This is a genomic window from Streptomyces sp. NPDC101776 (genome assembly GCF_044766845.1).
GTDB lineage: Bacteria > Actinomycetota > Actinomycetes > Streptomycetales > Streptomycetaceae > Streptomyces.
Window position 1 is genome coordinate 51,166 of sequence record NZ_JBIWMV010000008.1, and the last position, 24,904, is coordinate 76,069.

Sequence of the window (24,904 nt, forward strand, 5' to 3'; positions counted from 1 at the left end):
TACAGAATGTGCGTGAAGCACAGAACTTCCGGGGGTGACCCCGGAGGCTCTTACTTCTCGATGATCGCGAGCACGTCGCGGGCCGAGAGGACGAGGTACTCCTCGCCGCTGTACTTCACTTCGGTACCGCCGTACTTGCTGTACAGCACGATGTCGCCGGTCTTGACGTCGAGCGGAAGTCGCTCGCCGTTCTCGAAGCGGCCCGGGCCCACGGCCAGGACGACGCCCTCCTGGGGCTTCTCCTTGGCGGTGTCCGGGATGACCAGGCCAGAGGCCGTGGTCTGCTCGGCGTCGAGCGGCTGGACCACAATGCGGTCCTCGAGCGGCTTGATGGCAACCTTGGAGCTGGTGGTCGTCACGATCCGACCTCCCCCTTCGGAGATCTCACGGGGTTAACTGTCTGAGGTGGCGACCAGGTGGATCCGTCGTCGCGGGTGCCGGACCTGCCCGTCGCTATTGGCACTCTCCAGGGGGGAGTGCCAGACCTGAGACTATGACTGCGATTAGCACTCGGTCAAGCGGAGTGCCAATGCCCGCGGCGCTTGAGCCGAATTTTTCAGTCGCCCTGGGCTGTGTGGCGGGGGTGTTGGTGTCGCCGTCCCTGGGGGCTGGGCCCCCAGACCCCCCTTCGGCCTGAACGGCCTCGTCCTCAAACGCCGGACGGGCTGATTGTGTCCGCCTGCGTTCAAGAACCGCCTGTACTCAAGAACCGCCTGCCCTGAAGGCCGACCTGAGCTGACCAGGTGCCCCACCCTCGAACACCGGACAGGCCGACTTCGCCGCCGACCTGCACGGGAGAGGCGCGGGCCCGGTCCATGACCGCCGCGAAGGCCGGATCTACCGGCCTGGTCCGAAGGAGGGCGGCCCGGTCCTCTCGAACGCCGGACGGCTGATTTCGCCGGCCTGCGGCGGAGACCGCGGTCCCACTCCCCGAACACCGGACGAACCGGATTCGCCGGCCTGCGCCGAAGACTGGCCTACGCCGAAGAGCCGCGCCCTCGCCCAGACCGCCCGAGCCGGCATTCCTCCCCGAACCCCCGACAGGCCGATCTCCCCGACCGGCGCTCAAGCCACCCCGTAGCGTCTCCCCATGCCTCCCCGGTCCCCCTCCCCCACGACGGCTCCCTCCCCACCCCGTCCCTCCCCCGCCGTCGAGGGCTGCGCGATGGCGATTCTGATGCCCGTGGAGGTCATCTTCGGCCTCATGTCCAGCGTGATCGTGGGGATGGGCGGCAGCATCCTGGCGGCGTCGGCGTGGCTGGGCGTGCTGATCGTCGCGGCGCTCGCGGCCGGCGTCTCCTTCTTCCGGCGCGGATATTCGATCAGCGGGTCCGCGCAGGCCCTGACCGCCGCCGTGTTCCTGGGGCTCATGGTGACGATCCTGGGCTACAGGTAGTCCTCCAACCGCCCTACCGTCAGCCCCCGTTGCTGAATTCCGCGCAACAGTCGGGCCGTGCTGTCGGCCGGGCCCACCTGCACGATGTCGCCGGGGGTGAGGCGGTGCTCGCCTCGGGCGTAGGTCAGGGTGCCCGTCGTCGTGGAGGCCCGCCAGAGGACCAGGGCGGAGACTCCGCAGTCGGCCGCGGCTCGGCGGGTCGTCGTGTCGTACGTCCCGTAAGGGGGCCTGAGCAGGCGGGAGTTGGGGCGCGGACGGTGGCCGCAGATCTCGGTGCGCTGGGCGGCGTAGGGCAGGCCGGCGAAGTGGCCGCGCTCCGGGGCGGTGGGGAACACCGTGACTGGAAGCCGCAGTTCACGAACCAGATCGGCGAACCTCGGGTCCCTCGGCTCTTGTCGCGCACCGGTGGCATGGTCGTCGTAGGTCAGGAAGACGACCCTGTCACGGGTGCGGACGTGGTCCACGACGGGTGGCAGGCCCGGGCCCGCCGAGCGGGCGGCGGGCCGGAGGGAGGGTGTGGGGGCCGGGGCCAGGGGGGCCGTCAAACCCCAGTGGCGGTACGGCTGTTCGCGGGTCGGGCCGTGCGGGTGGACGCGTTGGGCGGCCTTCTTGCCCAGCCGTTCGATGGGGTCGACGGACTGGGCGCAACCGGTGAGGAGGGTGGCCGCCAGGACGACGGCCACCGGTACCCGAACCCTCACAGGTAGTCCTCCAGGCGGGCCACCGCATACCCCTCGGCGGTGACCTTGCCCAGGAAGCGGCGCATGTCGTCGACCATCGTGCCCTTCCACTCGTCACGGCCGCGGAAGTGCGTCAGGACGATGTCACCGGGGTGCAGCTCCTGGTCGTCCTCGCGGTACTCCCAGTGGTCGACGTACACCTCCTCGTCCCAGATCGGGGCGTACTTGATCCCGCAGGACTTCGCGGCGACGAGGGTGTCGTGGTTGTAGTTGCCGTAGGGCGGGCGGAAGACCGTCGGGGCCTTGCCGAACTGCTTCTTCATGATGTCCTGCATGCCGCAGATCTCGCGCTTCTGCTCGGCGTACGACAGACCCGGCAGGTACGGGTGCGTGAGGGTGTGGTTGTTGAGCGTGTGCCCCTGGGCCTGCATCTTCTTGAAGTAGCCGTAGTCGTCCTTCACCAGGTAGTTGCTGAGGAAGGCGGTGTACGGGATCTTCAGGTCGCTCATCATCCGCAGGAACGCGGGGTCCTTGTTCTCGCCGTCGTCGATCGTCAGGAACACGATCTTCTGCTTGGTGGGGATCGTCGTGAAGACCGGCGGGAGGTTCAGCTCCTCCTGGTCGTCCACCTCGAAGCCCTTGCGCGCGGTGATCTCCGGCTTCCGCGCGGGGGCCGACGGCGCCTGGAGGGGCACCTTCGGCAGCCCCCAGCGCTTCGCGGCGGCCACCCGGGCCGCGTAGGCGGCGCGCAACTTGGTCGCGTAGGAGTCCAGCGCGCGGGCCGGGGGCGCGTGCAGCGGCTGCGCGCCGCCTGCCGGGTGGACGGCCGCGCCGGAACCGGACTCACCGCACCCGGAGACCAGAGCGGCCAGCGCGAGGGCGGCGAGCGCGCCACGGGCGACTCCCGTCAGCCGACCCCGATCGCCCCGGATTCCCCGGCCCGCCTGATCTCCACGCGCCCGATTGATGTCATTTTGTACGACTACTCGCATGGGGTCGGATCTTTTCAGGCACCGGCCCCGATCCCCGCGCCGACACCGCCAACACACCGCCACCGGAGGCACACCGTCCACCGACTGGCCCACAATGACCCGGTGAACGACCCCGTACTCGCCTTCGCCGCCCTGCTCACCCCCGAGGGCCGCGCCCTCCTCGACGAGGTCCGCGGCACCAACCCGGCCAAGGAACTCGCCGTCGCGACCCGGCTGCGCCGCGAACACCCCGTCGAGCTCGTCTCGGCGGCCCTCGGCCAGGCCCGGCTGCGGCAACGGGCGGCAGCGGCGAAGTTCGCCCCCGAGGACGCCGACCGCATGTTCTTCACCCCGAACGGCTTCGAACAGTCGACCCGGTCGAGCGTCGCCACGTACCGCGCCGGCCGGCTGCTGGACCTGGGCGTGACCTCCGTCGCCGACCTCTGCTGCGGAATCGGCGGCGACGCGATCGCGCTCGCGCGGGCGGGGGTGCGGGTGCTGGCCGTCGACCGCGACCCGCTGACGGTCGCGGTGGCCCGCGCGAACGCGGAGGCACTGGGCCTCGCCGACCTCATCGAGGTGCGCGAGGCGGATGTCACGGACGTGGACACGTCGTCGTACGACGCCGTGTTCGTCGATCCCGCGCGGCGGGGTGGACGGGGACGCATCTTCGATCCCGAGGCGTACTCACCGCCGTTGTCCTGGGCCATCGGCGCGGCTACGGCGGCCCCGCTCGCCGCGCTGAAGATCGCGCCCGGGGTCCCTCACGAGGCGATCCCCTCGACGGCCGAGGCGGAGTGGATCTCCGACGGGGGCGATGTGAAGGAGGCGGTGCTGTGGTTCGGGGCGGGGGTGCGGCCGGGTGCCGTCCGGGCAACTCTGCTGCCCGGTCCGCGAGTTCTGCACGGACGTGGGCTGCGGGACCCTGAAGTCCGTTCCGTGGGGCGGTACTTGTACGAGCCCGACGGTGCCGTCATCCGCGCGCATCTCGTCGCCGAGGTCGCGGAGGAGGTGGGGGGTGGGCTCATCGACGAGACCATCGCGTATGTGACGGCCGATGAGCTACGGCCGATTGCGTACGCCTCCGCCTATGAGATCACCGATCAACTGCCGTTCGGCGTGAAGAAGTTGAAGGCGGTGCTGCGGGAGCGGGGGGTGGGTGTGCTGACGGTGAAGAAGCGGGGGTCCGCGGTCGAGCCGGAGGAGTTGCGGAAGAAGGTGAAGCCTCAGGGGCCCAACTCGGCGACGGTGTTTCTTACTCGGGTGGCGGGGGCGCCGGCGATGTTGATCGGGCGGCCTGTCTGACGGTCGGGCTGTCAGGGGAGGGGTTCGATGGTGTGGTCTCGGAGGACTCGGACTCGGACGCGGGCGCGGCGGCTTGCTGTGTGGGCGAGGTCGTGGGCGTGACGGTTCATCTCGTGGTTCGGCCATCGAATGTGCCACAACAACAGGCTGATCGACTCGGCGTCGTCGGCGACCGTGGCGGCGGCCGAGAGAAGGCTCCTCACCTCATGGTCCGACGACGTCGAAGCACCACGCGTGTACTCAAGGACCGCATGGACTCGCGAGTGCGGAACCTGTCTTGGGGCCGGCGATTGGAGGCCCAGGTACCCCTGCCTGCTGAGACGCAGATAGAGGTCCACCCCCGCCTCGGGAGCCAACGCGTGGAGCCAGCCAAGGGCGTGGTCGACCGCCTGGGGGGACGTCAGGTCCACGTCGGAGAGATGCTGTGCGACGCCGAGATCCCCGTACGGGGACAGGGTCTCGGCGAGACGACGGGCGATCCTCCCCGGCCAGGAGCGGAACCCACCCCGCCCCGTGTCGTACCTCAGTTCGTGGGGCACGGAACCGTCCAGGATGGCGTTGCGGACGACGTCGAGTCCGAGTGGTGTCCCCCAGGCGGCCGAGGTGGCGGCGGCCGCCACTCCTCCTACGGCCGTGATGACCGACGCGCCGTCCAGCGCGAGGATCTGGCCGTCGACAGCATCCAGCACGTCTCAGTCCCCCGAGTCCCCCGGCCAGCCATGTGACGCTCCGTCGAATTCTGGTACCGGGGGTGCCGTGTGTATCCCGTTACGACACCTTCTCCGCCCGGCGCAGCAGGAGTTGGCGTTCGCGTTCGTTGCGGGCGAAGGAAGCGGCTCGGGTGAACTCCGCCCTCGCCTCCGTCGTACGGCCCAGGCGCAGCAGCAGGTCGCCGCGGACGCTCGGGAGCAAGTGGTAGTCGCGCAGGGCGGGTTCGGCGGCGAGGGTGTCGACGATCTCCAGCGCGGGGGCGGGACCGTCCGCCATCGAGACGGCCACCGCGCGGTTCAACTCGACCACCGGGGACGGCGATCGGGCGGCGAGGAGGCCGTACAGGGTGGCGATGGTCGGCCAGTCGGTCTCGTCGTAGGTGTACGCGTGGGCGTGGCAGGCGGCGATGGTGGCCTGGAGGGCGTAGGGGCCGGGGGCGCCGGTGGCGGCCGCGTCGGCGCGGCCGAGGGCGGTGATGCCGCGGGCGATGAGCAGGCGGTTCCAGCGGCGCCGGTTCTGGTCCTTGAGGAGGACGGGGTCGCCGTTCGGGGCGGTGCGGGCGGCCGAGCGGGAGGCCTGGAACTCCAACAGCGAGGCCAGGGCGTGCACTTCGGGTTCCTTCGGCATCAGGCCGGCGAGGAGGCGGGCGAGGCGGAGCGCGTCCTCGCAGAGGCCGGGGCGGAGCCAGTCGTCGCCGGTCGTCGCCGCGTAACCCTCGTTGAAGATCAGGTAGATGACGTCCAGGACGGAGCCGAGGCGGGCCTCGCGGTCGGGGCCGTAGGGGACCTCGAAGGCGATGTTCTTGGTGGCCAGGGTGCGTTTGGCGCGGACGATGCGCTGGGCGATCGTCGGCTCGGGGGCGAGGAAGGCGCGGGCGATCTCAGGGGTGGTCAGGCCGCCGAGGAGGCGGAGGGTGAGGGCGGTGCGGGCCTCGGGGGACAGCACCGGGTGGCAGGTGGTGAAGACCAGGCGGAGGAGGTCGTCGTCGATGTCGTCGGGGGTGGCGGGTTCCTCGGGCGGGGCCGTGGTCTCCAGGGTGCGGCCGATCTCCTGGAGCTTGCGGGCGTAGTTCTCCCGGCGCCGGATCAGGTCGACGGCGCGGTGCCTGGCGGTGGCCATGAGCCAGGCGCCCGGGTTGTCGGGCACGCCGTCCCTCGGCCACTGCTCAAGGGCGGCGACCAGGGCGTCCTGGGCAAGTTCCTCGGCGATGCCGACGTCGCGGACCGTGCGGGCGACGGCGGCGATGATGCGGGGGGACTCGATGCGGAAGACGGTCTCGATGGTGGTGTGCGGGTCGGTGGCGTTGCCGCGTGAGTTCGTGGTGTTGCCGTGCGGGGCCGCGGTGGGCTGTGATTCCGGAGTCACAGCCCACCATGCAACACCCCCGGCGGCCTCGGACCAAGGAAGGCCGGGGCCCGCCGCGGAAGAAAGCGGAAGAACGAAGAACACGGACCGCTCAGCCCTCCGCGATCTCCCGCACCTCGCAGGTCACCGTCCAGAACTCCTCGTGCACCTTCAGGAACCGCTTCGTCCACTCGATCGCCTCGGCCATGTCCTTGCACTGCATGAGCGCGTAGCCGCCGACGACCTCCTTGGACTCGGTGAAGGGGCCGTCGGTCACGGAGATCTTGCCGCCCTCCCAGTGCACGCGGGCGCCCTGCGCGGTCGGGGTGAGGCCCGCGGTGTCGAGCATCACGCCGGCCTTGGTGATCTCCTCGATCAGCTCGCCCATGCGCTGCATCAGTTCGGGGCTGGGGCCCTCGGCGGGGGCGGTCTTCTCGTCGATCTGCACGAGGGAGAGATAGCGGGGCATGGTGACTCCTCGGGTCGTTCTCCGGCCGGGTTCTTCCCGGCCTCTCCACCATGCGTCGAACGAGGTACCGCCGGATCGACACACTCGCCGGAACTCTCCGAAGATTTTCCGGACGGCCCGCCGCCGCCCGGCAGAGGAGTCCGCCACCTGTGTCACCGAAACTAACTACTCTCACGCCATACGACGGTTAGGCCGAGATACACGGCTTCCAGCGGGTCGGCTCTCCCGGCGCCCGGTCACTTCAGGGACTCCCACAGCTCGCTCGCCGCCGGCTCCTTCGCGACCACCCGGTTCGGGTCGGACGGTGCCGTGACGTTCGGCATCGTCACCGTCTTCACCTCGTCCGCCGACAGGCCCTTCAGGCTCTCGCCGAGGCTGATGAGTTCACTCAGGGAGTCGAGGCCGGTGTCGGTGGTGAGGCTGTCGGTGACCGCGTCGGTGACCTCGTAGAGCTTGGTCGGGTCGGTGAGCAGGTCATGGGACGAGATCTGGCTCAACAGGGCCTTCACCAGGGTCTGTTGGAGGCCTATTCGGCCGAGGTCGCTGCCGTCGCCGATGCCGTGCCGGGTGCGGGCGAAGGCGAGGGCCTGCGTGCCGTTGAGGTGGTGGGTGCCCTTCTTGAGGTGCAGGTGGCTGTCGTCGTCGTCGATGTCCTGGGTGGTGGTGACCGTGACCCCGCCGAGCGCGTCGACGAGCTTCGCGAAGCCGGCGAAGTCGATCTCTATGTAGTGGTCCATGCGGACCCCGGTGATCGACTCGACCGTCTTGACCGCGCAGACCGGACCGCCCACCGAATAGGCGGTGTTGAACATCGCGTTGTACGCCACCGACGTGGAACCCCCCGACGACAGCGGGCAGGACGGGCGGGTGACGAGGGTGTCGCGCGGGATGCTGACGACCGTGGCCTTCGTACGGCCCGCGTCGAGGTGGACGACCATCGCGGTGTCGGAGCGGGCGCCGGTGCTGCTGCCGCCGCCGAGCGCCTTGTTCTCCTTGCCGCTGCGCGAGTCGGAGCCGAGGACCAGGATGTTCAGGGAGCCGGTCGGCACGGGGGAGGCGGACGCGGACGCGGCGGCGGAGGGCGTGGTCACCGCCTTCGCGGGGCGGTCGGTGCCGAGCGCGCTGTCGATGTCGACGCTCTTGATGTTGCTGTTGAGGTGCCAGTAGGCCCAGCCCGCCGTGGCGACGCCCAGGACGAGGGCGCCGGCCAGAGTGAGGCCGGCGATCTTCAGCACTCTCGATCGCCGGCCCACTCGTCTGTCGTAATCGGCGTTCTCTTTGTCCGTCACGGGGAGGAACGTAAGTCCGAATTATTAGGAGAAAGTTAGGGGAGGCGTCCCAGGACGGTTTTCTACGGAAAATCTCACGGTTCTCAGCCCCGCTTCACGCCCCGCCCCGCCCTCTCGTCCCCTTCACCCCAGGGTCACCACCGGTACCGGATTGCTCTCGGTCCAGGACGCGTTGAACCCGAACGTCACCGAACCCCCGTCCGGCACCGACCCGTTGTAGCTCGCGTTCGCACAACTCACGGCGGCCCCGGACTGGGTGCAGGCCGCGTTCCAGGCCTGCGTGATCTGCTGGCCGGCGCCGTACGTCCAGGTCGCCTTCCAGGACGACAGCGAGGCACCGGAGCAGGAGATCGTCACCTGCCCGGTGAACCCGGTGTTCCACTGACTGCTCACGCCGTACGCCGCCGAGCACGCCCCGGTCGGCGGCGGGGTCGTCGTCGTACCGCCGAGCGCCTCCGCGATGCCGTAGTACGCCGGTTTCGGCGCGTAGTTCTCGTCGTACGGCGTCGCCGCCCCGTAGCCCGGGAAGGTGCCCGGCACCCAGGAGTCGGAATCGGTGAAGCCCCACGCGGTGACGTTGACGCAGCGCGTGACGGCGACACAGGCGGCGACGACACTCTTGAAGTCGGCCTTCTGCTGGGCGAGTTCGGCCGCGTCCGCCGGAAGCGCCATCCGTACGTCCAGCTCGGTGATCGCCACGTCCACGCCCAGGTCGGCGAAGCGCTGGATGTTCTGCTGGAGGGTGGCCGGGACCTGGCCGAGGATGAGGTGGGCCTGGAGGCCGACGCCGTCTACCGGAACGCCTTGCGCCTTCAGGGACTTGACCAGGTTGTACAGGGCGGTGGACTTCGCGTTGACGCCCTCGACGTTGTAGTCGTTGATGTACAGCTTGGCCGCCGGGTCGGCCGCGTGCGCCCAAGTCAGCGCCTGGGCTATGTAGTTGGCGCCGAGGCCGTTGTACCAGAGCGTCGAGCGGTAGGTGCCGTCCTCGTTGAAGGGTTCGTTCACCACGTCCCAGGCGGTGATCTCGCCCTTGTAGCGGCCGACTTCGGTACTGATGTGGTTCTGGAGCAGACTGCCGAGCTGGGCGGACGTCCAGGTCCCGTTCGTCAGCCAGCTGGGGTTCTGGCTGTGCCAGACCAGGGTGTGGCCGCGCACCTGCTGGTTGTGGGCCTGCGCGAAGGCGACGATCTGGTCCGCCTCCGACCAGTTGAAGCTGCCCTGTGTCGGCTCGACGGTCTCCCACTTCATGGCGTTGCCGGGGGTGAGCGAGCTGAACTGGGCGCCGGCGACGGCGCCGTACGTGCCGGTCAGTTTGGAGCCGGTGACCGCGGTGCCGATGACTTTGCCCTTCGCGGCGGCGAGGTCGCGCAGCGGGGTGTCGGCGGCGTGCGCGGCGGGGGCCGCGAAGAGCAGCGCGGCGCCGGTGAACAGGGCCGCGAGGGACAAGCCGGTTCTCAGAGATCTCATGCGGGTGCCTCCGAAAGTTTCGGTTGTGCAACCGATTGGCTTCGGAGGAGTGTGGGGCGGCTCACCCCACTCGTCAATACGTCACCTTCAGGCCACGCGGGTCACCGTGTCATCGGCAACCAACAACCGACAACGGGCAACCGGCCTCACGCCGCGGGCGCCGCCGTACTGCTCCGCACCACCAGGCTCGTCGCCAGCTCCACCCTCCCCCAAGGCCTCGACTTCGCTCGGCCAGGGGGGACCCCCACCGCCGTCGAGGACTCCGGCTCGCGCGCGAGGTCGAGCACCAGCTTCGCCGCCGCCTCGGCCATCTCGGTCAGGGGCTGTCGTACGGTCGTCAGCGGCGGGCCCACCCAGCGCGCCACCGGCAGATCGTCGAAGCCGACCACGCTCAGGTCCTCCGGGATGCGCAGCCCCAGTTCGCGCGCGGCCTCGTACAGGCCGAGCGCCTGGAGGTCGTTGCCGGCGAAGACGGCCGTGGGCCGGTCCGGGCGCCGGAGAAGCTCGAGCCCGAGCCGGTAGCCGGCCTCGTGGTGGAAGTCGCCGGTGGTGATCAGCGAGGTGTCGACCGGCAGCCCGGCCGTCTCCAGCGCGGCCCGGTATCCGTCGACGCGGGCGCGGCTGCACATCATCCGGGAGGGCCCGCTGATCGCGCCGATCCGGGTGTGGCCGAGTTCGACGAGGTGCCGGGTGGCGGCCAGCCCGCCCTGCCAGTTCGTGGCGCCGATCGACGGCACGTCCGCGCCCGGGTCGCCGGCCGGGTCCATCACCACGAACGGGATGGAACGGCTGGTGAGCAGCGCCCGCTGGGACTCGTCGAGCCCGGAGAGCACCAGGATCACACCGTGCGGACGGCGGGCGGCGACCTGGTCGGCCCAGGTGCGGCCCGGGGTCAGCCGTCCCGCGCTCTCGCTCAGCACCACGCTCAGCCCGGCGTCCCGCGCCACGTTCTCCACGCCCCGGATGACCTCCATCGCCCAGGCGCTCTCCAGCTCGTGGAAGACCAGGTCGATCAGCGGGGAGCGGGTCGCCTCCGCGCGGCGCCGCCGGTAGCCGTAGACGCGGAGCAGGTCCTCGACGCGGGTGCGGGTCGCGGGGGCGACGTCGGCGCGGCCGTTGAGGACCTTCGAAACAGTCGGAGCCGACACTCCGGCCTCGCGGGCGATCTCGGCGAGCGTGGCGGTCTGGGTCGGCCGACCCGCTGTCTGGGTTTCGGCGGAATCCGAGGCGGTCATGGCGGCGATCGTATCCCTGCGCGACCTCTTGACGAACCCCCCGGCGCGCCTTACGTTCCCGGAACATTCGTAGAACGGCTCGAAACATTCGCACGAGAGGTGCTGTCTGTGCTGTTTATGGATCCCAACACGTCCAACGGCGGGCGTACGTTCAGCAGGCGCTGGGTGCTCGGCGCCGGTGCCACCACCCTGCTCACCACCGGCCTCACGGCCTGCGGCTCCAGTGACAGCACCGGCGGCAGCAGCACGGTCACCGCCTTCACCTACGGCGACGACGCGGTGAAGGTGCAGGTCAAGGCCGTCACCCGGTTCAACGCGTCGGCGGCGGCCAAGACGGCCAAGGGCAAGATCAAGCTGGAGAAGGTGCCCGGCACCGACTACCCGGCCAAGCTGCGCACCGCGATGGGCTCGCCGAACGCGCCGGACGTCTTCTTCAACTGGGGCGGCGGCTCGATCAAGGCGTACCAGGAGGCGAACCAGCTGGTCGACCTCACCGACACCATCAAGTCCGACCCGGTCCTCAAGGACGGCTTCCTGCCCTCGGTGCTCGCGGCGGGCGCGCTCAAGGGCAAGAACTACGGCATACCGATGCGCGGTATGCAGCCTGTGATCCTCTTCTACAACAAGTCGGTCTTCGCCGCGCACAAGCTCCAACCGCCCACCACCTGGGCCGGGTTGCTCGACATCAACAAGAAGCTGAAGGCGGCGGGCATCACCCCGTTCGCGCTCGGCGGGGCCGACATCTGGCCCGAGCTGATGTGGCTGGAGTACCTGGTCGACCGGATCGGCGGGCCCGACGTCTTCGACCGGATCAAGAACGGCGACGCGTCCGGCTGGGGTGACCCTGCCGTCCTCAAGGCCGCGGAGACGGTCAAGCAGCTCATCGACGACGGTGCGTTCGGCAAGGGCTTCAGTTCGGTGTCGTACGTCAACGGGGGCGCCCCGGCGGTCTTCGCCAAGGGCAAGGCGGCGATGCATCTGATGGGCTCGTGGGAGTACTCGACGCAGCTCGGCAAGTTCCCCGACTTCGCCAAGACGAACCTGGGGTGGTTCGCGTTTCCGAAGTACGAGGGCGGGGCCGGCGATATCCGAAACGTGGTCGGGAATCCCACCAACTACTGGTCGGTGAACGCCCGTACGGGCAACAAGGACGCGGCGATCGCGTTTCTGCGGGACTGTGCGTCGGAGGCGTACGCGAAGGATCTGGTCGCCAACGGCGACATCCCTACGACCTCCAACGCGGAGAAGTTGCTGGACTCCTCCCCCAACCCCGAGTTCGCGAAGTTCCAGTACCAACTCGTGCAGCAGGCACCGGCGTTCACGTTGAGCTGGGACCAGGCGGTGGATCCGGACGTGTCCACGCCGATGCTCACGGAGATCAACAAGCTGTTCGTGGGGAAGAGTTCGCCGGCGCAGTTCGTGTCGGCGCTCAAGGGGCTCAAGTGACCCAGAGTGCGGCGGCGAAGGCTGGTCGCCCACACGCCGTGTGGGCGATCCCGGGTGTGCTGTTCTTCGTGTTCTTCGCCGTTGCCCCCATGCTCCTCGCCGTCTATCTCTCCTTCACCACCTGGAACGGGCTCGGCAACCCGAAGCCGGTCGGGCTCGCCAACTGGCAGAAGTTGGTGCACGACGACCGGCTGACCCAATCCCTCACCGTCACCGTGCTGTTGACGGTGACGAGCTGGGCGTTCCAGACGGTGGTGTCGCTGTTGCTCGGGGTCTGGGCGGCGGGGCGCCAGCGCAACCGGGCCGTTCTCTCCGCGATCTTCTTCGTGCCGTTCCTGCTGTCCTCGACGGCGATCGCGCTGCTCTTCTACGCGCTGCTGGACCCCAACTTCGGTGTCATCCACCAGGACACCCTCGGCTCGACGAGCGGGGCGTTCCTCGCGATCGTGTTCGTCGGGGGGTGGCAGTTCATCCCCTTCCACACCTTGATCTACCAGGGCGGGGCCCGCCAGATCCCCGAAGTCCTCTACCAGGCGGCGGCGATTGACGGCGCGGGCCGCTATCGACAGTTCTTCTCGATCACGCTGCCCCAGCTCCGCAACACGGCCACGACCTCCAGCGTGCTGATGATCGTCGGCTCGCTCACCTACTTCGAGACCGTCCTGATCCTCACCCAGGGCGGCCCCGGCACGGACACGGCGATCCTGCCGTACCTGATGTACGAAGCCGGCTTCAAGAGCTACGACTTCGGCTACGCGAGCGCGATCGCGACCTTCCTGGTCGTCATGGCCACCGCGCTCTCCCTCGTCCTGGTCAGGCTCACCGGTTTCGGCGCCATGCGCAGTACCCGCGAAGGGATGTGACGGAGTGTCACATGACACGTTGCCGCGTCCGGTGGAGGCGACGGAGGAGCCCGTGGAACCCCCGCGCACCCGAAGGCGCCGCCACTGGACCCGCCGCCCCAACCCCCTCGCCGGCCTCGGTTCCCTCCTCTGGCTGGCCGTCGTCATCGTCCCGATCTACGCGATGATCTCGGCCTCCCTCACCCGCCAGGACAAGGCCCTCGGCAACAACGCCCTGAAGCCGCCCACCGATCCGACCTTCGCCAACTACAACACCGTCCTGCACAACGGCTTCGGCCACTTCCTCACGAACACGGCACTGGTCGCGGCGGCGGTCGTAGGCATCGTGCTCGTGCTGTGCGTGCCGCTCGCCTACGTGGCCGTCCGCACCCGCACGGTCTGGTCGAGCGCGGCCTTCCGCCTGTTCCTGCTGGGGGTGGCGATCCCGGCCCAAGCCGTAGTCGTCCCCCTGTACCTGATGATCGCCAAACTCAACCTCTACGACAGCCTGTTGGCGGTGATCCTCCCCACCGCGGCCTTCGCGATGCCGGTCTCCGTGCTGGTCCTGACCGGCACGCTGCGGGACATCTCGGAGGACCTGTACGAGGCGATGGCGCTCGACGGGGCCTCGGCGACCCGGATGCTGTTCCAGTTGGTCATCCCGCTGACCAAGGGCGGTATCAGCACGGTCGTCATCTACACGGCGCTCCAGGCCTGGAACGGCTTCCTCTTCCCGCTGATCTTCACCCAGTCCGACGGCCCCCGCGTCCTCACCCTCGGACTCTTCAACTACGTCAGCCAGTTCGGCGTGAACATCCCGGCCCTGCTCGCCTCGGTCGTCCTCTCCGGCATCCCGATCTTCGCCGTGTACCTGGTGGCCCGGCGCGCCCTGGTCGGCGGCCTGATGGGCGTGGGCGGCAAGTGAGATCAACGCCCCCCCGGAAGCCGAACCCCCGTTCTCTGACAGGAGTTTCATGACCACCGCCCCCTGGCGCGACCCCGCCCTGCCCGCCGCCGCCCGCGTCGACGACCTGCTCGCCCGGATGACCCTGGAGGAGAAGACCGCCCAGCTCTACGGCGTGTGGGTGGGCGCCGCCACGGACGGCGACGGAGTCGCCCCGCTCCAGCGGGAGATGACCTCGGAGTACGACTGGGCCGAACTGATCACCCAGGGTCTTGGCCAGCTCACCCGTTCCTTCGGTACGGCGCCGGTGGAACCGGAGTTGGGCGCGCAGGCGCTCGCCCGCGCGCAACGGCGGATCGCCGCCGCGAGCCGCTTCGGCATCCCGGCGATCGCCCACGAGGAGTGCCTGGCGGGGTTCACGGCCTGGGGTGCGACGGCGTATCCGGTGCCGTTGGCGTGGGGCGCGAGCTTCGATCCGGGGCTGGTCGAGGAGATGGCCCGGCGTATCGGCGCGGACCTGCGGGCGGTGGGCGTCCACCAGGGGCTCGCCCCGGTGCTGGACGTCGTACGGGATCCGCGGTGGGGGCGGGTGGAGGAGACGATCGGCGAGGATCCGTATCTGGTGGGGACGATCGGTGCCGCGTATGTACGGGGTCTTGAGTCGGCCGGGGTCGTCGCGACGCTGAAGCACTTCGCCGGGTACGCGTCGTCGGTGGGGGCGCGGAATCTGGCGCCGGTGCGGGCGGGGGTGCGGGAGTTGGCGGACGTGACGCTGCCGCCGTTCGAGATGGCGCTGCGGGAGGGCGGGGCGCGGTCGGTGATGGCGGCGTACAACGAGACGGACGGCGTGCCCGCGTCGGCCGACCCCGCCCTCTTGACCCAACTTCTGCGCGAGGACTGGGGGTTCACGGGGACGGTGGTCGCGGACTACTTCGGCATCGGCTTCCTGGAGACGCTGCACCGGGTGGCGGGCAGCCCGGCGCAGGCGGCGCACGCGGCGCTGGCGGCGGGGATCGACGTGGAGCTGCCGACGGTGAAGTGCTACGGGAAGCCGTTGGTGGAGGCGGTGCGGGCGGGGGTGGTCCCGGAGGCGTTGGTGGACCGGGCGGCGCGTCGAGTGCTGCTGCAGAAGGCCGAGTTGGGGCTCCTGGACGAGGACTGGTCGCCGGAGCCGACCGGGCGTATCGACCTCGACTCACCGGCGAACCGCGCGCTGGCGCGTCAACTGGCCGAGGAATCGGTGGTGTTGCTGGACAACCCGGACGGGTTGCTGCCGTTGCCGCCCGAAGCGCGGATCGCGGTGGTGGGTCCCAGGGCGGCGGACGCCCTCGCCATGCTCGGCTGCTACTCGTTCCCGTCCCATGTGGGTACGCACCATCCCGAGGTGCCCATGGGCATTGGGATTCCCACCGTACTGGAGGCGCTGCGGGCCGAACTCCCGGACGCCAAGGCGACGTTCGCGGAGGGGTGTGACGTCTCCGGCCCGGACACGAGCGGTTTCGAGGAGGCGGTCGCGCGGGCGTCCGAGGCGGATGTGTGCGTGGCGGTGCTGGGCGACCGCGCGGGCCTGTTCGGACGCGGCACGTCCGGCGAGGGCTGCGATGTGGCGGACCTCCGACTCCCGGGTGTCCAGGCCGACTTGCTGGACGCCCTGCTGTCGACGGGCGTCCCGGTGGTCCTGGTCCTGCTGACCGGCCGCCCGTACGCGCTGGGCCGTTGGCAGGGCCGACTGGGCGCGGTGGTCCAGGCGTTCTTCCCGGGCGAGGAGGGCGGCCCGGCGGTGGCGGGAGTGCTGTCGGGCCGCGTCAACCCGTCGGGCCGCCTCCCGGTGAGCGTCCCGCACATGCCCGGCGGCCAACCATGGACGTACCTCCAACCCCCACTGGGCCTCGCCGACGAGGTCAGCAACCTCGACCCGACCCCGCTGTACCCCTTCGGCCACGGCCGCTCGTACACGACGTTCGCGTGGGAGCCCGCCGAATCAGGGGAGTTGGAGATCGGCACGGACGGCTCCTACGACCTGTCGCTCACCGTCCGCAACACGGGCGACCGGGCGGGTACGGAGGTCGTCCAGCTCTACCTGCACGACCCGGTGGCCTCGGTGACCCGCCCGGACGTCCGCCTGATCGCTTACCAGCGGCTGGAGTTGGGCCCGGGCGAGGCATCCCGGGTGACCCTCCACTTCCACTCGGACCTGTCGGCGTTCACCGATCGTTCGGGGCGGCGGGTGGTTGAACCGGGGGTGCTGGAGCTGAGGTTGGGGGTTTCCAGCGCGGACGTGCGGCATACGGCTCGGCTGAATGTCACTGGGCCGGTGCGGGAGGTCGGTACGGATCGCAGGTTGGTGTGCGAGACGGAGGTGCGGGCCCAGGTATGACACCCACGCAGGTCAGACCTTGATCACTTGGACACCGGCGCCGCACAGATCGCGAAGGTCCTCGGGGTCCGAGGTGAGCACGGTGACGGGCGCGGGCGAGGCGAGCGCCGTCGCGGCGACGATCGCATCGAGGGCGTATTCGTGCCCGTGCAGACCGGCCGAAGCGAGGAGCGTGCTCGCCCGGCGGGCGATCGCTTCGCTGGGCGGGACGACATTGACGCGCGAGACGGCGTGGTCGAAGCGGGCTTGGTGGGTCCTGAGGTCGCGGGCCTCCACGAGAGTCACCGAGCTGACGACCACGCGGATGTCATCGGCCTCGGCCGCGGCGAGCCACTCGGTGAGTTCCGGCGTGCGGCGGACGAGTTTGGACAGGCCCTCGCGGTCGAGGACGAGCGTGCCGCTCACGCGGCGTCGGCCGAACCTGCCGAGCCACCGCGCAGGACGGCCCGCTTGGCCTCGACCGCGGCCGGGTCCACCGGGCCGTGCACGGCCTCCGCGTCCTCGATCAGTTCACGCAGCCGGTCCCGCTCCAGTTGGCGTTGGATGAGCGCTTCGACGTAGGCGGACATGCCCCGCTTGCCGGTGCGCTCCTTCAGGGCGGCGATGGTGCCCTCGTGGAGCGACACCGACACCGGGCGGACGGGACCTTCACCGGGCAGGGGAGAATCAGCCACGGCCTCACCTTAATAAAACCCTTGTTGTTCGCCCACCGACTCGAACCGCCACCGATGCACCGCCCGCATGACCAACTCCCCCTCCGGCTCAGGGAGTTCGGGCAGATCGGCGTCGTACTCCGCGTCCCACCACGTGATGACGAGGACGCGGTCCTGGGGGGCGCGGAGGAACTCCCGGCGCAGAGGATCGGACGGCAGCCGCTGCACCCGTGCCCAGGCGAGCAGTTCCTCTCCCCGTCCCTCGACCGCCCGGGCCTCCCACATCAGCGCGACCGTCACGAGTACAGGTTCTCCTTGGCAACCTCGTGCACGTGGTCGTGGGAGTGGCCGGGGACGTGCGTTTCCGTGACCGGCAGCGAGGAGTCCGCCGAGAGGTCCCAGTCCGAGGGGGTGCGGTTGCGGGCCACCATCTCCGCGCCCAGCGCGGCGACCATCGCGCCGTTGTCCGTGCACAGCTTCGGGCGCGGGACGCGCAGCCGGATGCCGGCCGCCTCGCAGCGCTCCGCCGCCAACGCCCGCAGCCGCGAGTTCGCGGCGACGCCGCCGCCGATCATCAGGTGGTCGACGCCCTCGTCCTTGCAGGCCCGTACGGCCTTGCGGGTCAGTACGTCGACGACCGCCTCCTGGAAGGACGCCGACACATCGCGCACCGGCACGTCCTCCCCCGCCGCCCGCTTCGCCTCGATCCAGCGGGCCACGGACGTCTTCAGCCCGGAGAAGGAGAAGTCGTACGCCGGGTCGCGCGGCCCGGTCAGTCCGCGCGGGAACGTGATCGCCGTGGGGTCGCCCTCCTTCGCGTACCGGTCGATGACCGGGCCGCCCGGGAAACCGAGGTTCAGGACGCGCGCGATCTTGTCGAAGGCCTCGCCCGCCGCGTCGTCGATCGTCGCGCCCAGCGGCCGTACGTCCGAGGTGATGTCCGAGGAGAGGAGGAGGGAGGAGTGACCGCCGGACACCAGCAGCGCCATCGTCGGCTCCGGCAGCGGGCCGTGCTCCAACTGGTCCACGCAGATGTGGGAGGCGAGGTGGTTCACGCCGTAGAGCGGCTTGCCCAGCGCGTAGGCGTACGCCTTCGCCGCCGAGACGCCGACCAGGAGCGCGCCCGCGAGCCCCGGGCCCGCCGTGACCGCGATGCCGTCGAGGTCGCGCGCGCTCACACCCGCGTCCTTCAGCGCGCGCTGGATCGTCGGGACCATCGCCTCCAGATGGGCGCGGGACGCCACTTCCGGTACGACCCCGCCGAAGCGGGCGTGCTCGTCGACGCTGGAGGCGATCGCGTCCGCGAGCAGGGTGTGGCCGCGGACGATGCCGACGCCGGTCTCGTCGCAGGAGGTCTCGATGCCGAGGACGAGCGGTTCGTCAGCCATGAATCTCGGTTCCTTGTACGGGAGTCGTTCCCTCGGCGGAGCCGCTCTCGGGATCTGTGGTCAGGCGCATCACCAGGGCGTCGACGTTGCCCGGCTGGTAGTAGCCGCGCCGGAACCCGATGGGCGCGAAGCCGAAGCGCTCGTAGAGCTTCTGTGCGCGGATGTTGTCGACCCGGCATTCGAGCATGACCTCGGCACACTCGAACTCGCTCGCCGCGGTGAGGAGTTCGGTGAGGAGGGTGGAGCCGAGGCCGGTGCCCCAGTGGTCGCGGGCCACGGCGATGGTCTGGATGTCGGCCCCCGCGGCGGAGCCGCCATCAGACTCAGCACCTGTCGTGGCGAGGCCCGCGTATCCGACGACCCGGACGCCGCTCTCGTACTCCTCGCCGGTCACCTCCGCGACCAGGTACCGGCGCGTCGCCTCGGCCCCCCGCGCATGCGCGAGTTCGGACCAGAACATGCCCCGGGACCAGGCGTCCTCGGGGAAGAGGTCCTTCTCCAGTTCCAGCACGGGATCGATGTCCCACCAGCGCATCTCGCGCAGTCGAGGGCTCACGGTTTCGGTCACTTCGGGGTGACCACCTTGTAGTTCTTGGGCACCTGCGCGTCGGGACGGCGCAGGTACAGCGGCCGGGGCTCGGGGAGTTCGACGCCCGCCGCCAGTCTCTCGGCGGCCAGGGCGGCGAGCGCGGCGGCGGACACGTGCTGCGGCTCGTGGGCGGACGGGAAGGTGTCCGGGTAGAGCAGCGCACCGGCGCCGACGGCGGGCAGCCCCGCGACCTGGTCGGTGATCTCGGCGGGCCGGTCCACGGCCGGGTCGGTGACCCGGGTGCGGGAGTCGGCGTAGCGCGCCCAGTAGACCTCCTTGCGCCGCGCGTCGGTGGCCACCACGAAGGGGCCGTCGAGGTCGGCGGCGTAGGCGAGGCCGTCCAGCGTGCACACACCGTGCACGGGCACGCCGAGCGCGAGCCCGAAGGTGTCGGCGGTCATCAGCCCGACGCGCAGCCCGGTGTAGGGGCCGGGGCCGATGCCCACGACGATTCCCGTGACGGCGTCGAGCGTGAGCCCCGCGTCGGTGAGCACGTGGTCGACGGCCGGGAGCAGCAGCTCACCGTGGCGCCGCGCGTCCACCTGACTCGACGAGGCGATGACGGCCTCGCCGTCGTGCAGGGCGACGGTGACGGCGGGGGTGGCGGTATCCAGAGCGAGCAAGAGCACGCAAACAGCCTACGGCTCCGACGCCGTGAGCACGGCCGCCCCGGTCGGCCCGGTCCCGGCTGCTACGGTCACCTAGGGTCACCGGACTTACAGGACGTACGGGACACCGTCACAGGACGTACGAGACGCGGAGGTGGGCGCCGATGGCCGGCAGCAGCTCGGGAATCGTGGCCGGGCTCACCGTGGCGGCCGTCGCCACGGTCGGTTTCCTCGCCTACCAGGCGTCGGCGAGCGTCCCGGCGGGGCTGGGAAGCTCGGCCCGCGCGAGCGCCGCGCCCGCGGTGGCCGCCTCGAAGGTGCCGCGCGACAAGAAGAACCCCACCGCGCTGCCGGCCGGCTCCGGCAAGGGCGAGCGGGTCGTGTACTCGGTGGACGACGACCGGGTGTGGCTGGTCGCCGAGAACGACAAGGTCAACCGCACGTTCAAGGTCACCCCCGGCACGGTGGACCCGCCCACGGGCACCTATCCGGTCAGCTCCCGCTCGAACGCGATCACCGGCACCGACGGCACCCCCATCCAGCACGTGGTCCGCTTCACGAACGCGGACAACGTCGCGATCGGCTTCAGCGTGGCGGTCAGCGGCGCGACGGACGAACCCGACCCCATGAACAAGTCGGGCGGCATCCGCGAATCACCGGACGACGGCAAGGCGATGTGGGAGTTCGCGACGATCGGCCAGAGCATCGTCGTCATCCGCTGAGCGAGATCGCCTTGATTGGGATCGCGCCCCGCAGGGGCGCGTCCCAGGGGCGCGGGGCTGTATCGATATGCGGCTCCGCCGCGTGGGCGCGACCAGCCCCCACCGCCCCGCAGCCAAACGACTACGCGGCTTTACGAGGCTCAACAGGCGCAGCCCCAGGAGCCCGCGGTGGCGTGGAAACGGCCCTCGCGGCAACCCCCGCCGCCAACAACTCCCGCATGGACACCCCGGCGAACACATACGGCCGCGGCTGCTGACGCTCGTTCTCTGAAGCCGACATGGACGCCTCCTGGAAGCCGGGGGCAGACGTAGTTAGGTAGACCTAACTACACACCGGATACCATGTGACCACGCCCGAGACCCCGAACGCAACATCTTGCCGACACCTTGTCGGAACCCACACCGCTCACCCCACCCGGTCAGCCCCCGAGCACACCCAGTTCGACGGAGGCCCACCGCGCGCCGAGCCCGGTGACGGTGACATGCCGTACCTCGTCCACGGTGTCACCGACGGCCCGGTGGATGACGAGGGACAGCCGGTCGTCCGTCAACTCCTCGACCTTCCCCTCACCCCACTCCACGACGATCACGGACTCGGGCAGCGAGACATCGAGATCCAGGTCCTCCATGTCGTCGAGCCCGCCGCTCAGCCGATACGCGTCGACATGGACCAGCGGCGGCCCCTCCCCCAGCGAGGGATGCACGCGGGCGATCACGAACGTCGGCGAGGTCACCGCCCCCCGGACGCCGAGCCCCTCCCCCAGCCCCCGGGTGAGTGTCGTCTTGCCGGCGCCCAGCTCGCCCGTGAGCATCACGAGGTCGCCCGCGCGCAGCAGCTTGGCGAGGCGACGCCCCAACTCCCGCATCTGTTCGGGGGAGTTGACGGTGATCGATACGGACAGGGGCTCAGCCGCGTTGTGCGGTGCTGCTGGTGCTTCCATAGCCGCTTACGGTAGCCCCTGCCGGCACGGCCCCGGCGCGGGTGAGCAGGTCGGCGAGGCGGTCGGTGACCACCTCCGGGTGCTCCAGCATGACCAGGTGCCCGGCGTCCGGCACGAGCACCAGCTCGGCGTCCGGCAGCAGGTCGGCGATGGCCTCGCTGTGCTCACTGGGCGTGACGAGATCGCCGATCCCGGCGAGCACGAGCACCGGCATGTCCTTGAAGTGGGTGAGGGCGGCGGTCTTGTCGTGGTCGGTGAACGCCGGGTAGAACTCGGCGACGACATCGATGGGCGTGCCCTCGATCATCCGCTCGGCGAACCGCGCGACCGCCGGATCGACGTCCCGCGAGGCGAACGAGTACCGCTTGATGATCCCGGCGAACAGATCGGCGGTGGCCCGCCGCCCCCGCTCCACCAGCGCGGCCTGCTGCCCGAGCGCCTTCAGCACACCGGGCAGCACCCGCCGTACCGCGTTGACCCCGGCGACCGGCAGCCCGAAGTTGACCTCGCCGAGCCGCCCGGAGGACGTACCGACGAAGGCGGTGGCGACGACCCGGTCGTGGATCAGCTCGGGGTACTGGTCGGCGAGGGCCATCACCGTCATGCCGCCCATGGAGTGCCCGACGAGCACGATCGGCCCCTCGGGCACGGCCGCGTCGATCACGGCCTTCAGGTCGCGCCCCAACTGGTCGATGGTGAGCGGCATGTCGTCTTCCAGCTGCGCCACTCCGCGCGCGGAACGCCCATGACTCCGCTGGTCCCAGTGCACGGTCCGCACGACCCCGCGCAGGGCCGCCCGCTGGAAGTGCCAGGAGTCCTGGTTGAGGCAGTAGCCGTGGCTGAAGACGACGGTGACGGGGGCGGGCGCCTTGCGCCCGAAGAGCCGGCGGCGCTTCGGGGTCACGGCGGCGGCCGGCTCGATGTCGTCGATCTCGTAGTACAGCTCGGTGCCGTCGTCGGCCCGCGCCGTGCCGGGGGTGCCGCGCAGCGAGCCGTACGGTCCCGTGGAGTCGAGCGCTAGCCGGGCCCGCTCCCGCATGCCGCGTCCTACGGTCATCCGCTCTATGGCGACACCGGCGGCGGCCCCGGCGGCGATCACCCCTATCGCGGCGCCGGCGATACCGGTGGCCTTGCGCCAGTTCCCGGCCGCCCCCGTGGCGGCGGAGGCGACCGCGGCGACCGCCTCCGCACTGCTCTCGCTCACGTGCCGCTCCTCTTCACGTCAGAACCCTGCGCTACGTCGTCTCCCTCATACCCGGGGAGGACCTGGTGGACGACCTCGGGGACGATCTCGTGGACGACCTCATTGACGTGGACGCGGGGAACGCGTGTTCCGATGCGGGTCACGATCTCGTAGGCGATGGTGCCCGCGGCCTGCGCCCAGTCCTCGGCGGTGGGCTCACCATGGTCACCGGCCCCGAAGAGGATCGCCTCCGCACCGGCCTCCGGCTCGTCCCCTCCCAGGTCCACGACGAACTGGTCCATGGCGACCCGGCCCGCGACGGTCCGCCACTTCCCGCCGACCAGTACCGGACCGCTGCCGGAGGCGTGCCGCGGGATGCCGTCGGCGTAACCGACGGGGATGAGTCCGAGGGTCGTCGTGCCCGGAGTGACGTAGTGGTGGCCGTAACTGACGCCGTGCCCGCCCGCCACCTGCTTCACCAGGGCGACGGACGCCTTCAGGGTCATCACCGGCCGCAGTCCGAGGTCGGCCGAGGAGCCCACCTCCGGGCTGGGCGAGATGCCGTAGACGGCGATGCCGGTGCGGACGAGGTCGAAGTGCGAGTCCGGACGGGTGAGCGTGGCGGGCGAGTTGGCGATGTGCCGCACCTCGGGGCGCACGCCCTGCTCCTCCGCGTAGGCGACCATCTCGTGGAAGAGGGCGAGTTGGGCGTCGATGGAGGGGTGCCCTGGTTCGTCGGCGCAGGCGAAGTGCGACCAGAGTCCGGTGATCCGGAGCAGCCCGGCCGCCTCCGCGCGCAGGGCGGCCCCGACGAGTTCGGCCCAGTCGTCGCCGGGCTGGCACCCGTTGCGCCCGAGCCCCGTGTCGGCCTTGAGATGCACGCGCGCGGGGAGTCCGGCGGCGCGGGCGGCTCCGGTGACTTCCTCCAGGGCCCACATCCCGCTGACCGACACGTCGAGGTCGGCCTCGACGGCCTGCCGCCAGGGTCCGCCCGGGGTCCACAGCCAGCACATGATCCGCACGCCGTCGGGCAGCCCGGCGCGGGCCCGCAGGTCGAGGGCCTCTTCGGGCGTGGCCGTACCGAGCCAGGTCGCCCCGGCCTGTACCGCCGCACGCGCGCAGGGCACCGCCCCATGGCCGTACGCGTCGGACTTCACGACGGCCATGAGGGCCGCGCCCGGCGCGAGGGCGCGCAGGGCCCGCACATTGGCCCGCAGGGCGCCCAGATCGATCTCGGCGCGGGCGCGCAGCGGTGCGGTGGGTCGAGCGGCTGTCTCATTCATGGCACCCCCAGTCTCTCAGAGGCGACTGACACCCCCTCTGAGCCCTCCTCGTTCCCTGATCGATCCCTAGTTCCCGGGCCGGTGTCCCCACACGTACACCCGGTCGCCCTTCTTGAGGACGCTCCAGAGCTTGCGGGCGTCGGCCAGCCGCAGATTGACGCAGCCCCAGGAGCCGACGGTGGTGTAGATGCTGCCGTAGACGGCGTGGAAGGCGATGCCGCCGTCGAAGAACTGGGCATACGGCATAGGGCTGTTGTAGAGCGTGGACCAGTGGTTCTTGTGCTTCCAGTAGATCTTGTGCCAGCCGCCCCGGGTCACATGCCCACCGCGCCCACTGCGCATGGGCACCGGCCCGAACACGACCTTCTTCCCCTTCTGCACCCAGGTCAGCTGCCGGTCGAGGTCGACACAGGCGACGCGATACGACCGCACCGGACACTTCCGGGCCGCGTTGGGACTCTTCTTCGCGGCGATGAACTGCATCCGCGCCCAGGTGACCGGCCCCGCGAACCCGATGGCCGGCTTGATCCCCTGCTTCTTCTGAAAGGCCCGGATGGCCTTGCAGTCGGCGGCCGACTGCTTCCCGTCCACCGTCCGCTTGAGCCACCGTTCCACGCCCCGCTGATACGGCCCGGCCTGCTTGCTGCAACTCACCTTCGCGACGGCGTCCCCGATCGGCACGTACTCGACGAGCGCGTACGTCCCCACCGCGGCGTCCCGGGGCTCGACCCGGTCCTCCTCGGCACTCGGCGTGTACACCTCCGGCGCGAGCCCCTGATCGGGCGTGTCGATCTGCCACGGCTGATAGGGCCCCGGCGCCACCCCCGGCACCAACTCGCTCTCCCCCGGCCCCGAGGCCGGCGGCGGCCCATCGGCCCGGGCACTCGCGGCCCCGACGGGGAGAGCGATCACCGCGGTGAGCAGCACCGCGATACTTCTGCGCGCGATTCGTGTACTGATCATGCGATCAGAGAAACTCGACGCTACGACGAGAGCCGGGTGCCGCGCGGTGGGGTCACCCTTATTGACGAGCGCTGGGTACCAGCCCGTCCGGCGTTTGAGGACGAGGCCCCTTCAGGGCCGAAGGGGGGTCTGGGG

The 24,904-nt window shown here is 70.4% G+C and carries 26 protein-coding genes; 7 read left to right on the plus strand and 19 right to left on the minus strand.

The window, feature by feature from the left end; genetic code table 11:
- Nucleotides 1-50 precede the first annotated feature (50 nt).
- The gene (gene groES / locus ACIRRY_RS24770) at nt 51-359 is read right to left on the minus strand and encodes a co-chaperone GroES (protein WP_019066754.1); all 309 of its coding nucleotides are present in this window, start codon (nt 357-359) and stop codon (nt 51-53) included.
- Nucleotides 360-1,090: 731 nt separating this feature from the next.
- Between groES and ACIRRY_RS24775 the strand changes: the two genes are divergently transcribed.
- Nucleotides 1,091-1,396, plus strand: a complete 306-nt coding sequence (locus tag ACIRRY_RS24775; RefSeq protein WP_403976485.1) for a hypothetical protein — start codon at nt 1,091-1,093, stop codon at nt 1,394-1,396.
- Here the strand turns inward: ACIRRY_RS24775 and ACIRRY_RS24780 are convergent.
- Nucleotides 1,387-2,097, minus strand: coding sequence for a hypothetical protein (locus ACIRRY_RS24780; protein ID WP_403976487.1), 711 nt, complete (start codon nt 2,095-2,097; stop codon nt 1,387-1,389). The genes ACIRRY_RS24775 and ACIRRY_RS24780 overlap by 10 nt on opposite strands.
- Entirely contained in the window at nt 2,094-3,068 is a 975-nt protein-coding gene (locus ACIRRY_RS24785; protein WP_403976489.1) for a polysaccharide deacetylase family protein, read from the minus strand. The genes ACIRRY_RS24780 and ACIRRY_RS24785 overlap by 4 nt, the downstream gene beginning before the upstream one ends.
- Between ACIRRY_RS24785 and ACIRRY_RS24790 the strand changes: the two genes are divergently transcribed.
- Nucleotides 3,051-4,352, plus strand: a complete 1,302-nt coding sequence (locus ACIRRY_RS24790) for a methyltransferase domain-containing protein (protein ID WP_403976490.1) — start codon at nt 3,051-3,053, stop codon at nt 4,350-4,352. The genes ACIRRY_RS24785 and ACIRRY_RS24790 overlap by 18 nt on opposite strands.
- Nucleotides 4,353-4,363: 11 nt before the next feature.
- Here the strand turns inward: ACIRRY_RS24790 and ACIRRY_RS24795 are convergent, their stop codons facing one another.
- The 6 genes from ACIRRY_RS24795 to ACIRRY_RS24820 all read right to left on the minus strand — a co-directional run bounded on the left by ACIRRY_RS24795 (nt 4,364) and on the right by ACIRRY_RS24820 (nt 10,870).
- Nucleotides 4,364-5,041, minus strand: coding sequence for a hypothetical protein (locus ACIRRY_RS24795; protein ID WP_403976492.1), 678 nt, complete (start codon nt 5,039-5,041; stop codon nt 4,364-4,366).
- 79 nt (nt 5,042-5,120) lie between these two features.
- A complete protein-coding gene (locus ACIRRY_RS24800) occupies nt 5,121-6,428 on the minus strand; it encodes an RNA polymerase sigma factor (RefSeq protein ID WP_403976494.1) in 1,308 nt (435 codons plus the stop codon).
- Nucleotides 6,429-6,519: 91 nt separating this feature from the next.
- The gene (locus ACIRRY_RS24805; protein WP_043676922.1) at nt 6,520-6,876 is read right to left on the minus strand and encodes a YciI family protein; all 357 of its coding nucleotides are present in this window, start codon (nt 6,874-6,876) and stop codon (nt 6,520-6,522) included.
- A 236-nt stretch (nt 6,877-7,112) separates the two neighbouring features.
- Complete coding sequence (locus tag ACIRRY_RS24810) at nt 7,113-8,165, minus strand: LCP family protein (protein ID WP_403976496.1); 1,053 nt, start codon at nt 8,163-8,165, stop codon at nt 7,113-7,115.
- A 123-nt stretch (nt 8,166-8,288) separates the two neighbouring features.
- On the minus strand, nt 8,289-9,635 hold the full coding sequence (locus ACIRRY_RS24815; RefSeq protein ID WP_403976498.1) for an endo-1,4-beta-xylanase: 1,347 nt from the start codon (nt 9,633-9,635) through the stop codon (nt 8,289-8,291).
- A gap of 146 nt (nt 9,636-9,781) precedes the next feature.
- Nucleotides 9,782-10,870 (minus strand): LacI family DNA-binding transcriptional regulator, encoded by a 1,089-nt coding sequence (locus tag ACIRRY_RS24820; RefSeq protein WP_403976500.1) that lies wholly within the window; start codon nt 10,868-10,870, stop codon nt 9,782-9,784.
- 117 nt (nt 10,871-10,987) lie between these two features.
- On the opposite strand from ACIRRY_RS24820, the gene ACIRRY_RS24825 reads away from it, so the two are divergent.
- From ACIRRY_RS24825 to ACIRRY_RS24840, 4 genes are read left to right on the plus strand one after another with little or no spacing between them, the layout of a single operon-like run.
- Nucleotides 10,988-12,316: an ABC transporter substrate-binding protein gene (locus ACIRRY_RS24825; RefSeq protein ID WP_403976502.1), complete on the plus strand. Its 1,329-nt coding sequence runs from the start codon at nt 10,988-10,990 to the stop codon at nt 12,314-12,316.
- Nucleotides 12,317-12,363: 47 nt separating this feature from the next.
- Nucleotides 12,364-13,179 carry a carbohydrate ABC transporter permease gene (locus ACIRRY_RS24830; protein WP_403976990.1) on the plus strand — a complete coding sequence of 272 codons (816 nt, stop codon included), beginning with the start codon at nt 12,364-12,366 and terminating at the stop codon, nt 13,177-13,179.
- Between the two features lie 4 nt (nt 13,180-13,183).
- Nucleotides 13,184-14,083 carry a carbohydrate ABC transporter permease gene (locus ACIRRY_RS24835; protein ID WP_403976504.1) on the plus strand — a complete coding sequence of 300 codons (900 nt, stop codon included), beginning with the start codon at nt 13,184-13,186 and terminating at the stop codon, nt 14,081-14,083.
- 49 nt (nt 14,084-14,132) lie between these two features.
- On the plus strand, nt 14,133-16,439 hold the full coding sequence (locus ACIRRY_RS24840) for a glycoside hydrolase family 3 N-terminal domain-containing protein (protein WP_403976506.1): 2,307 nt from the start codon (nt 14,133-14,135) through the stop codon (nt 16,437-16,439).
- 12 nt (nt 16,440-16,451) lie between these two features.
- Here ACIRRY_RS24840 and ACIRRY_RS24845 read toward each other — a convergent pair whose 3' ends face one another.
- The 6 genes from ACIRRY_RS24845 to tsaB are packed head-to-tail and all read right to left on the minus strand — an operon-like array spanning nt 16,452 to nt 19,698.
- Nucleotides 16,452-16,844 (minus strand): type II toxin-antitoxin system VapC family toxin, encoded by a 393-nt coding sequence (locus ACIRRY_RS24845; protein ID WP_403976508.1) that lies wholly within the window; start codon nt 16,842-16,844, stop codon nt 16,452-16,454.
- Nucleotides 16,841-17,113, minus strand: a complete 273-nt coding sequence (locus ACIRRY_RS24850) for a hypothetical protein (RefSeq protein WP_403976510.1) — start codon at nt 17,111-17,113, stop codon at nt 16,841-16,843. Before ACIRRY_RS24850 ends, ACIRRY_RS24845 begins: the two co-directional genes overlap by 4 nt.
- 9 nt (nt 17,114-17,122) lie before the next feature.
- Nucleotides 17,123-17,392 carry a hypothetical protein gene (locus ACIRRY_RS24855; protein WP_403976512.1) on the minus strand — a complete coding sequence of 90 codons (270 nt, stop codon included), beginning with the start codon at nt 17,390-17,392 and terminating at the stop codon, nt 17,123-17,125.
- Nucleotides 17,389-18,480, minus strand: coding sequence for a tRNA (adenosine(37)-N6)-threonylcarbamoyltransferase complex transferase subunit TsaD (gene tsaD / locus ACIRRY_RS24860; RefSeq protein WP_403976514.1), 1,092 nt, complete (start codon nt 18,478-18,480; stop codon nt 17,389-17,391). The genes ACIRRY_RS24855 and tsaD overlap by 4 nt, the downstream gene beginning before the upstream one ends.
- Nucleotides 18,473-19,048: a ribosomal protein S18-alanine N-acetyltransferase gene (gene rimI / locus ACIRRY_RS24865; RefSeq protein ID WP_403976516.1), complete on the minus strand. Its 576-nt coding sequence runs from the start codon at nt 19,046-19,048 to the stop codon at nt 18,473-18,475. The genes tsaD and rimI overlap by 8 nt, the downstream gene beginning before the upstream one ends.
- Nucleotides 19,045-19,698: a tRNA (adenosine(37)-N6)-threonylcarbamoyltransferase complex dimerization subunit type 1 TsaB gene (tsaB, locus tag ACIRRY_RS24870; protein ID WP_403976518.1), complete on the minus strand. Its 654-nt coding sequence runs from the start codon at nt 19,696-19,698 to the stop codon at nt 19,045-19,047. Before tsaB ends, rimI begins: the two co-directional genes overlap by 4 nt.
- A gap of 143 nt (nt 19,699-19,841) precedes the next feature.
- Between tsaB and ACIRRY_RS24875 the strand changes: the two genes are divergently transcribed.
- Nucleotides 19,842-20,399: a hypothetical protein gene (locus ACIRRY_RS24875; RefSeq protein ID WP_403976520.1), complete on the plus strand. Its 558-nt coding sequence runs from the start codon at nt 19,842-19,844 to the stop codon at nt 20,397-20,399.
- A gap of 419 nt (nt 20,400-20,818) precedes the next feature.
- Here ACIRRY_RS24875 and tsaE read toward each other — a convergent pair whose 3' ends face one another.
- From tsaE to ACIRRY_RS24895, 4 genes are all read right to left on the minus strand, one after another.
- Nucleotides 20,819-21,340 (minus strand): tRNA (adenosine(37)-N6)-threonylcarbamoyltransferase complex ATPase subunit type 1 TsaE, encoded by a 522-nt coding sequence (gene tsaE, locus ACIRRY_RS24880; RefSeq protein ID WP_200688076.1) that lies wholly within the window; start codon nt 21,338-21,340, stop codon nt 20,819-20,821.
- The gene (locus ACIRRY_RS24885; RefSeq protein ID WP_403976523.1) at nt 21,306-22,544 is read right to left on the minus strand and encodes an alpha/beta fold hydrolase; all 1,239 of its coding nucleotides are present in this window, start codon (nt 22,542-22,544) and stop codon (nt 21,306-21,308) included. Before ACIRRY_RS24885 ends, tsaE begins: the two co-directional genes overlap by 35 nt.
- Nucleotides 22,541-23,806: an alanine racemase gene (gene alr / locus ACIRRY_RS24890; protein WP_403976525.1), complete on the minus strand. Its 1,266-nt coding sequence runs from the start codon at nt 23,804-23,806 to the stop codon at nt 22,541-22,543. The genes ACIRRY_RS24885 and alr overlap by 4 nt, the downstream gene beginning before the upstream one ends.
- A 66-nt stretch (nt 23,807-23,872) precedes the next feature.
- On the minus strand, nt 23,873-24,769 hold the full coding sequence (locus ACIRRY_RS24895; RefSeq protein WP_403976527.1) for a L,D-transpeptidase family protein: 897 nt from the start codon (nt 24,767-24,769) through the stop codon (nt 23,873-23,875).
- Nucleotides 24,770-24,904 lie beyond the last annotated feature (135 nt).

Coding starts and splice junctions, on each gene's coding strand:
- ACIRRY_RS24775 (WP_403976485.1), top strand. CDS start 1,091: ATGCCTCCCCGGTCCCCCTCCCCCACGACGGCTCCCTCCCCACCCCGT.
- ACIRRY_RS24785 (WP_403976489.1), bottom strand. CDS start 3,068: ATGCGAGTAGTCGTACAAAATGACATCAATCGGGCGCGTGGAGATCAG.
- ACIRRY_RS24805 (WP_043676922.1), bottom strand. CDS start 6,876: ATGCCCCGCTATCTCTCCCTCGTGCAGATCGACGAGAAGACCGCCCCC.
- ACIRRY_RS24815 (WP_403976498.1), bottom strand. CDS start 9,635: ATGAGATCTCTGAGAACCGGCTTGTCCCTCGCGGCCCTGTTCACCGGC.
- ACIRRY_RS24820 (WP_403976500.1), bottom strand. CDS start 10,870: ATGACCGCCTCGGATTCCGCCGAAACCCAGACAGCGGGTCGGCCGACC.
- ACIRRY_RS24825 (WP_403976502.1), top strand. CDS start 10,988: ATGGATCCCAACACGTCCAACGGCGGGCGTACGTTCAGCAGGCGCTGG.
- ACIRRY_RS24840 (WP_403976506.1), top strand. CDS start 14,133: ATGACCACCGCCCCCTGGCGCGACCCCGCCCTGCCCGCCGCCGCCCGC.
- tsaD (WP_403976514.1), bottom strand. CDS start 18,480: ATGGCTGACGAACCGCTCGTCCTCGGCATCGAGACCTCCTGCGACGAG.
- ACIRRY_RS24875 (WP_403976520.1), top strand. CDS start 19,842: ATGGCCGGCAGCAGCTCGGGAATCGTGGCCGGGCTCACCGTGGCGGCC.
- tsaE (WP_200688076.1), bottom strand. CDS start 21,340: ATGGAAGCACCAGCAGCACCGCACAACGCGGCTGAGCCCCTGTCCGTA.
- alr (WP_403976525.1), bottom strand. CDS start 23,806: ATGAATGAGACAGCCGCTCGACCCACCGCACCGCTGCGCGCCCGCGCC.
- ACIRRY_RS24895 (WP_403976527.1), bottom strand. CDS start 24,769: ATGATCAGTACACGAATCGCGCGCAGAAGTATCGCGGTGCTGCTCACC.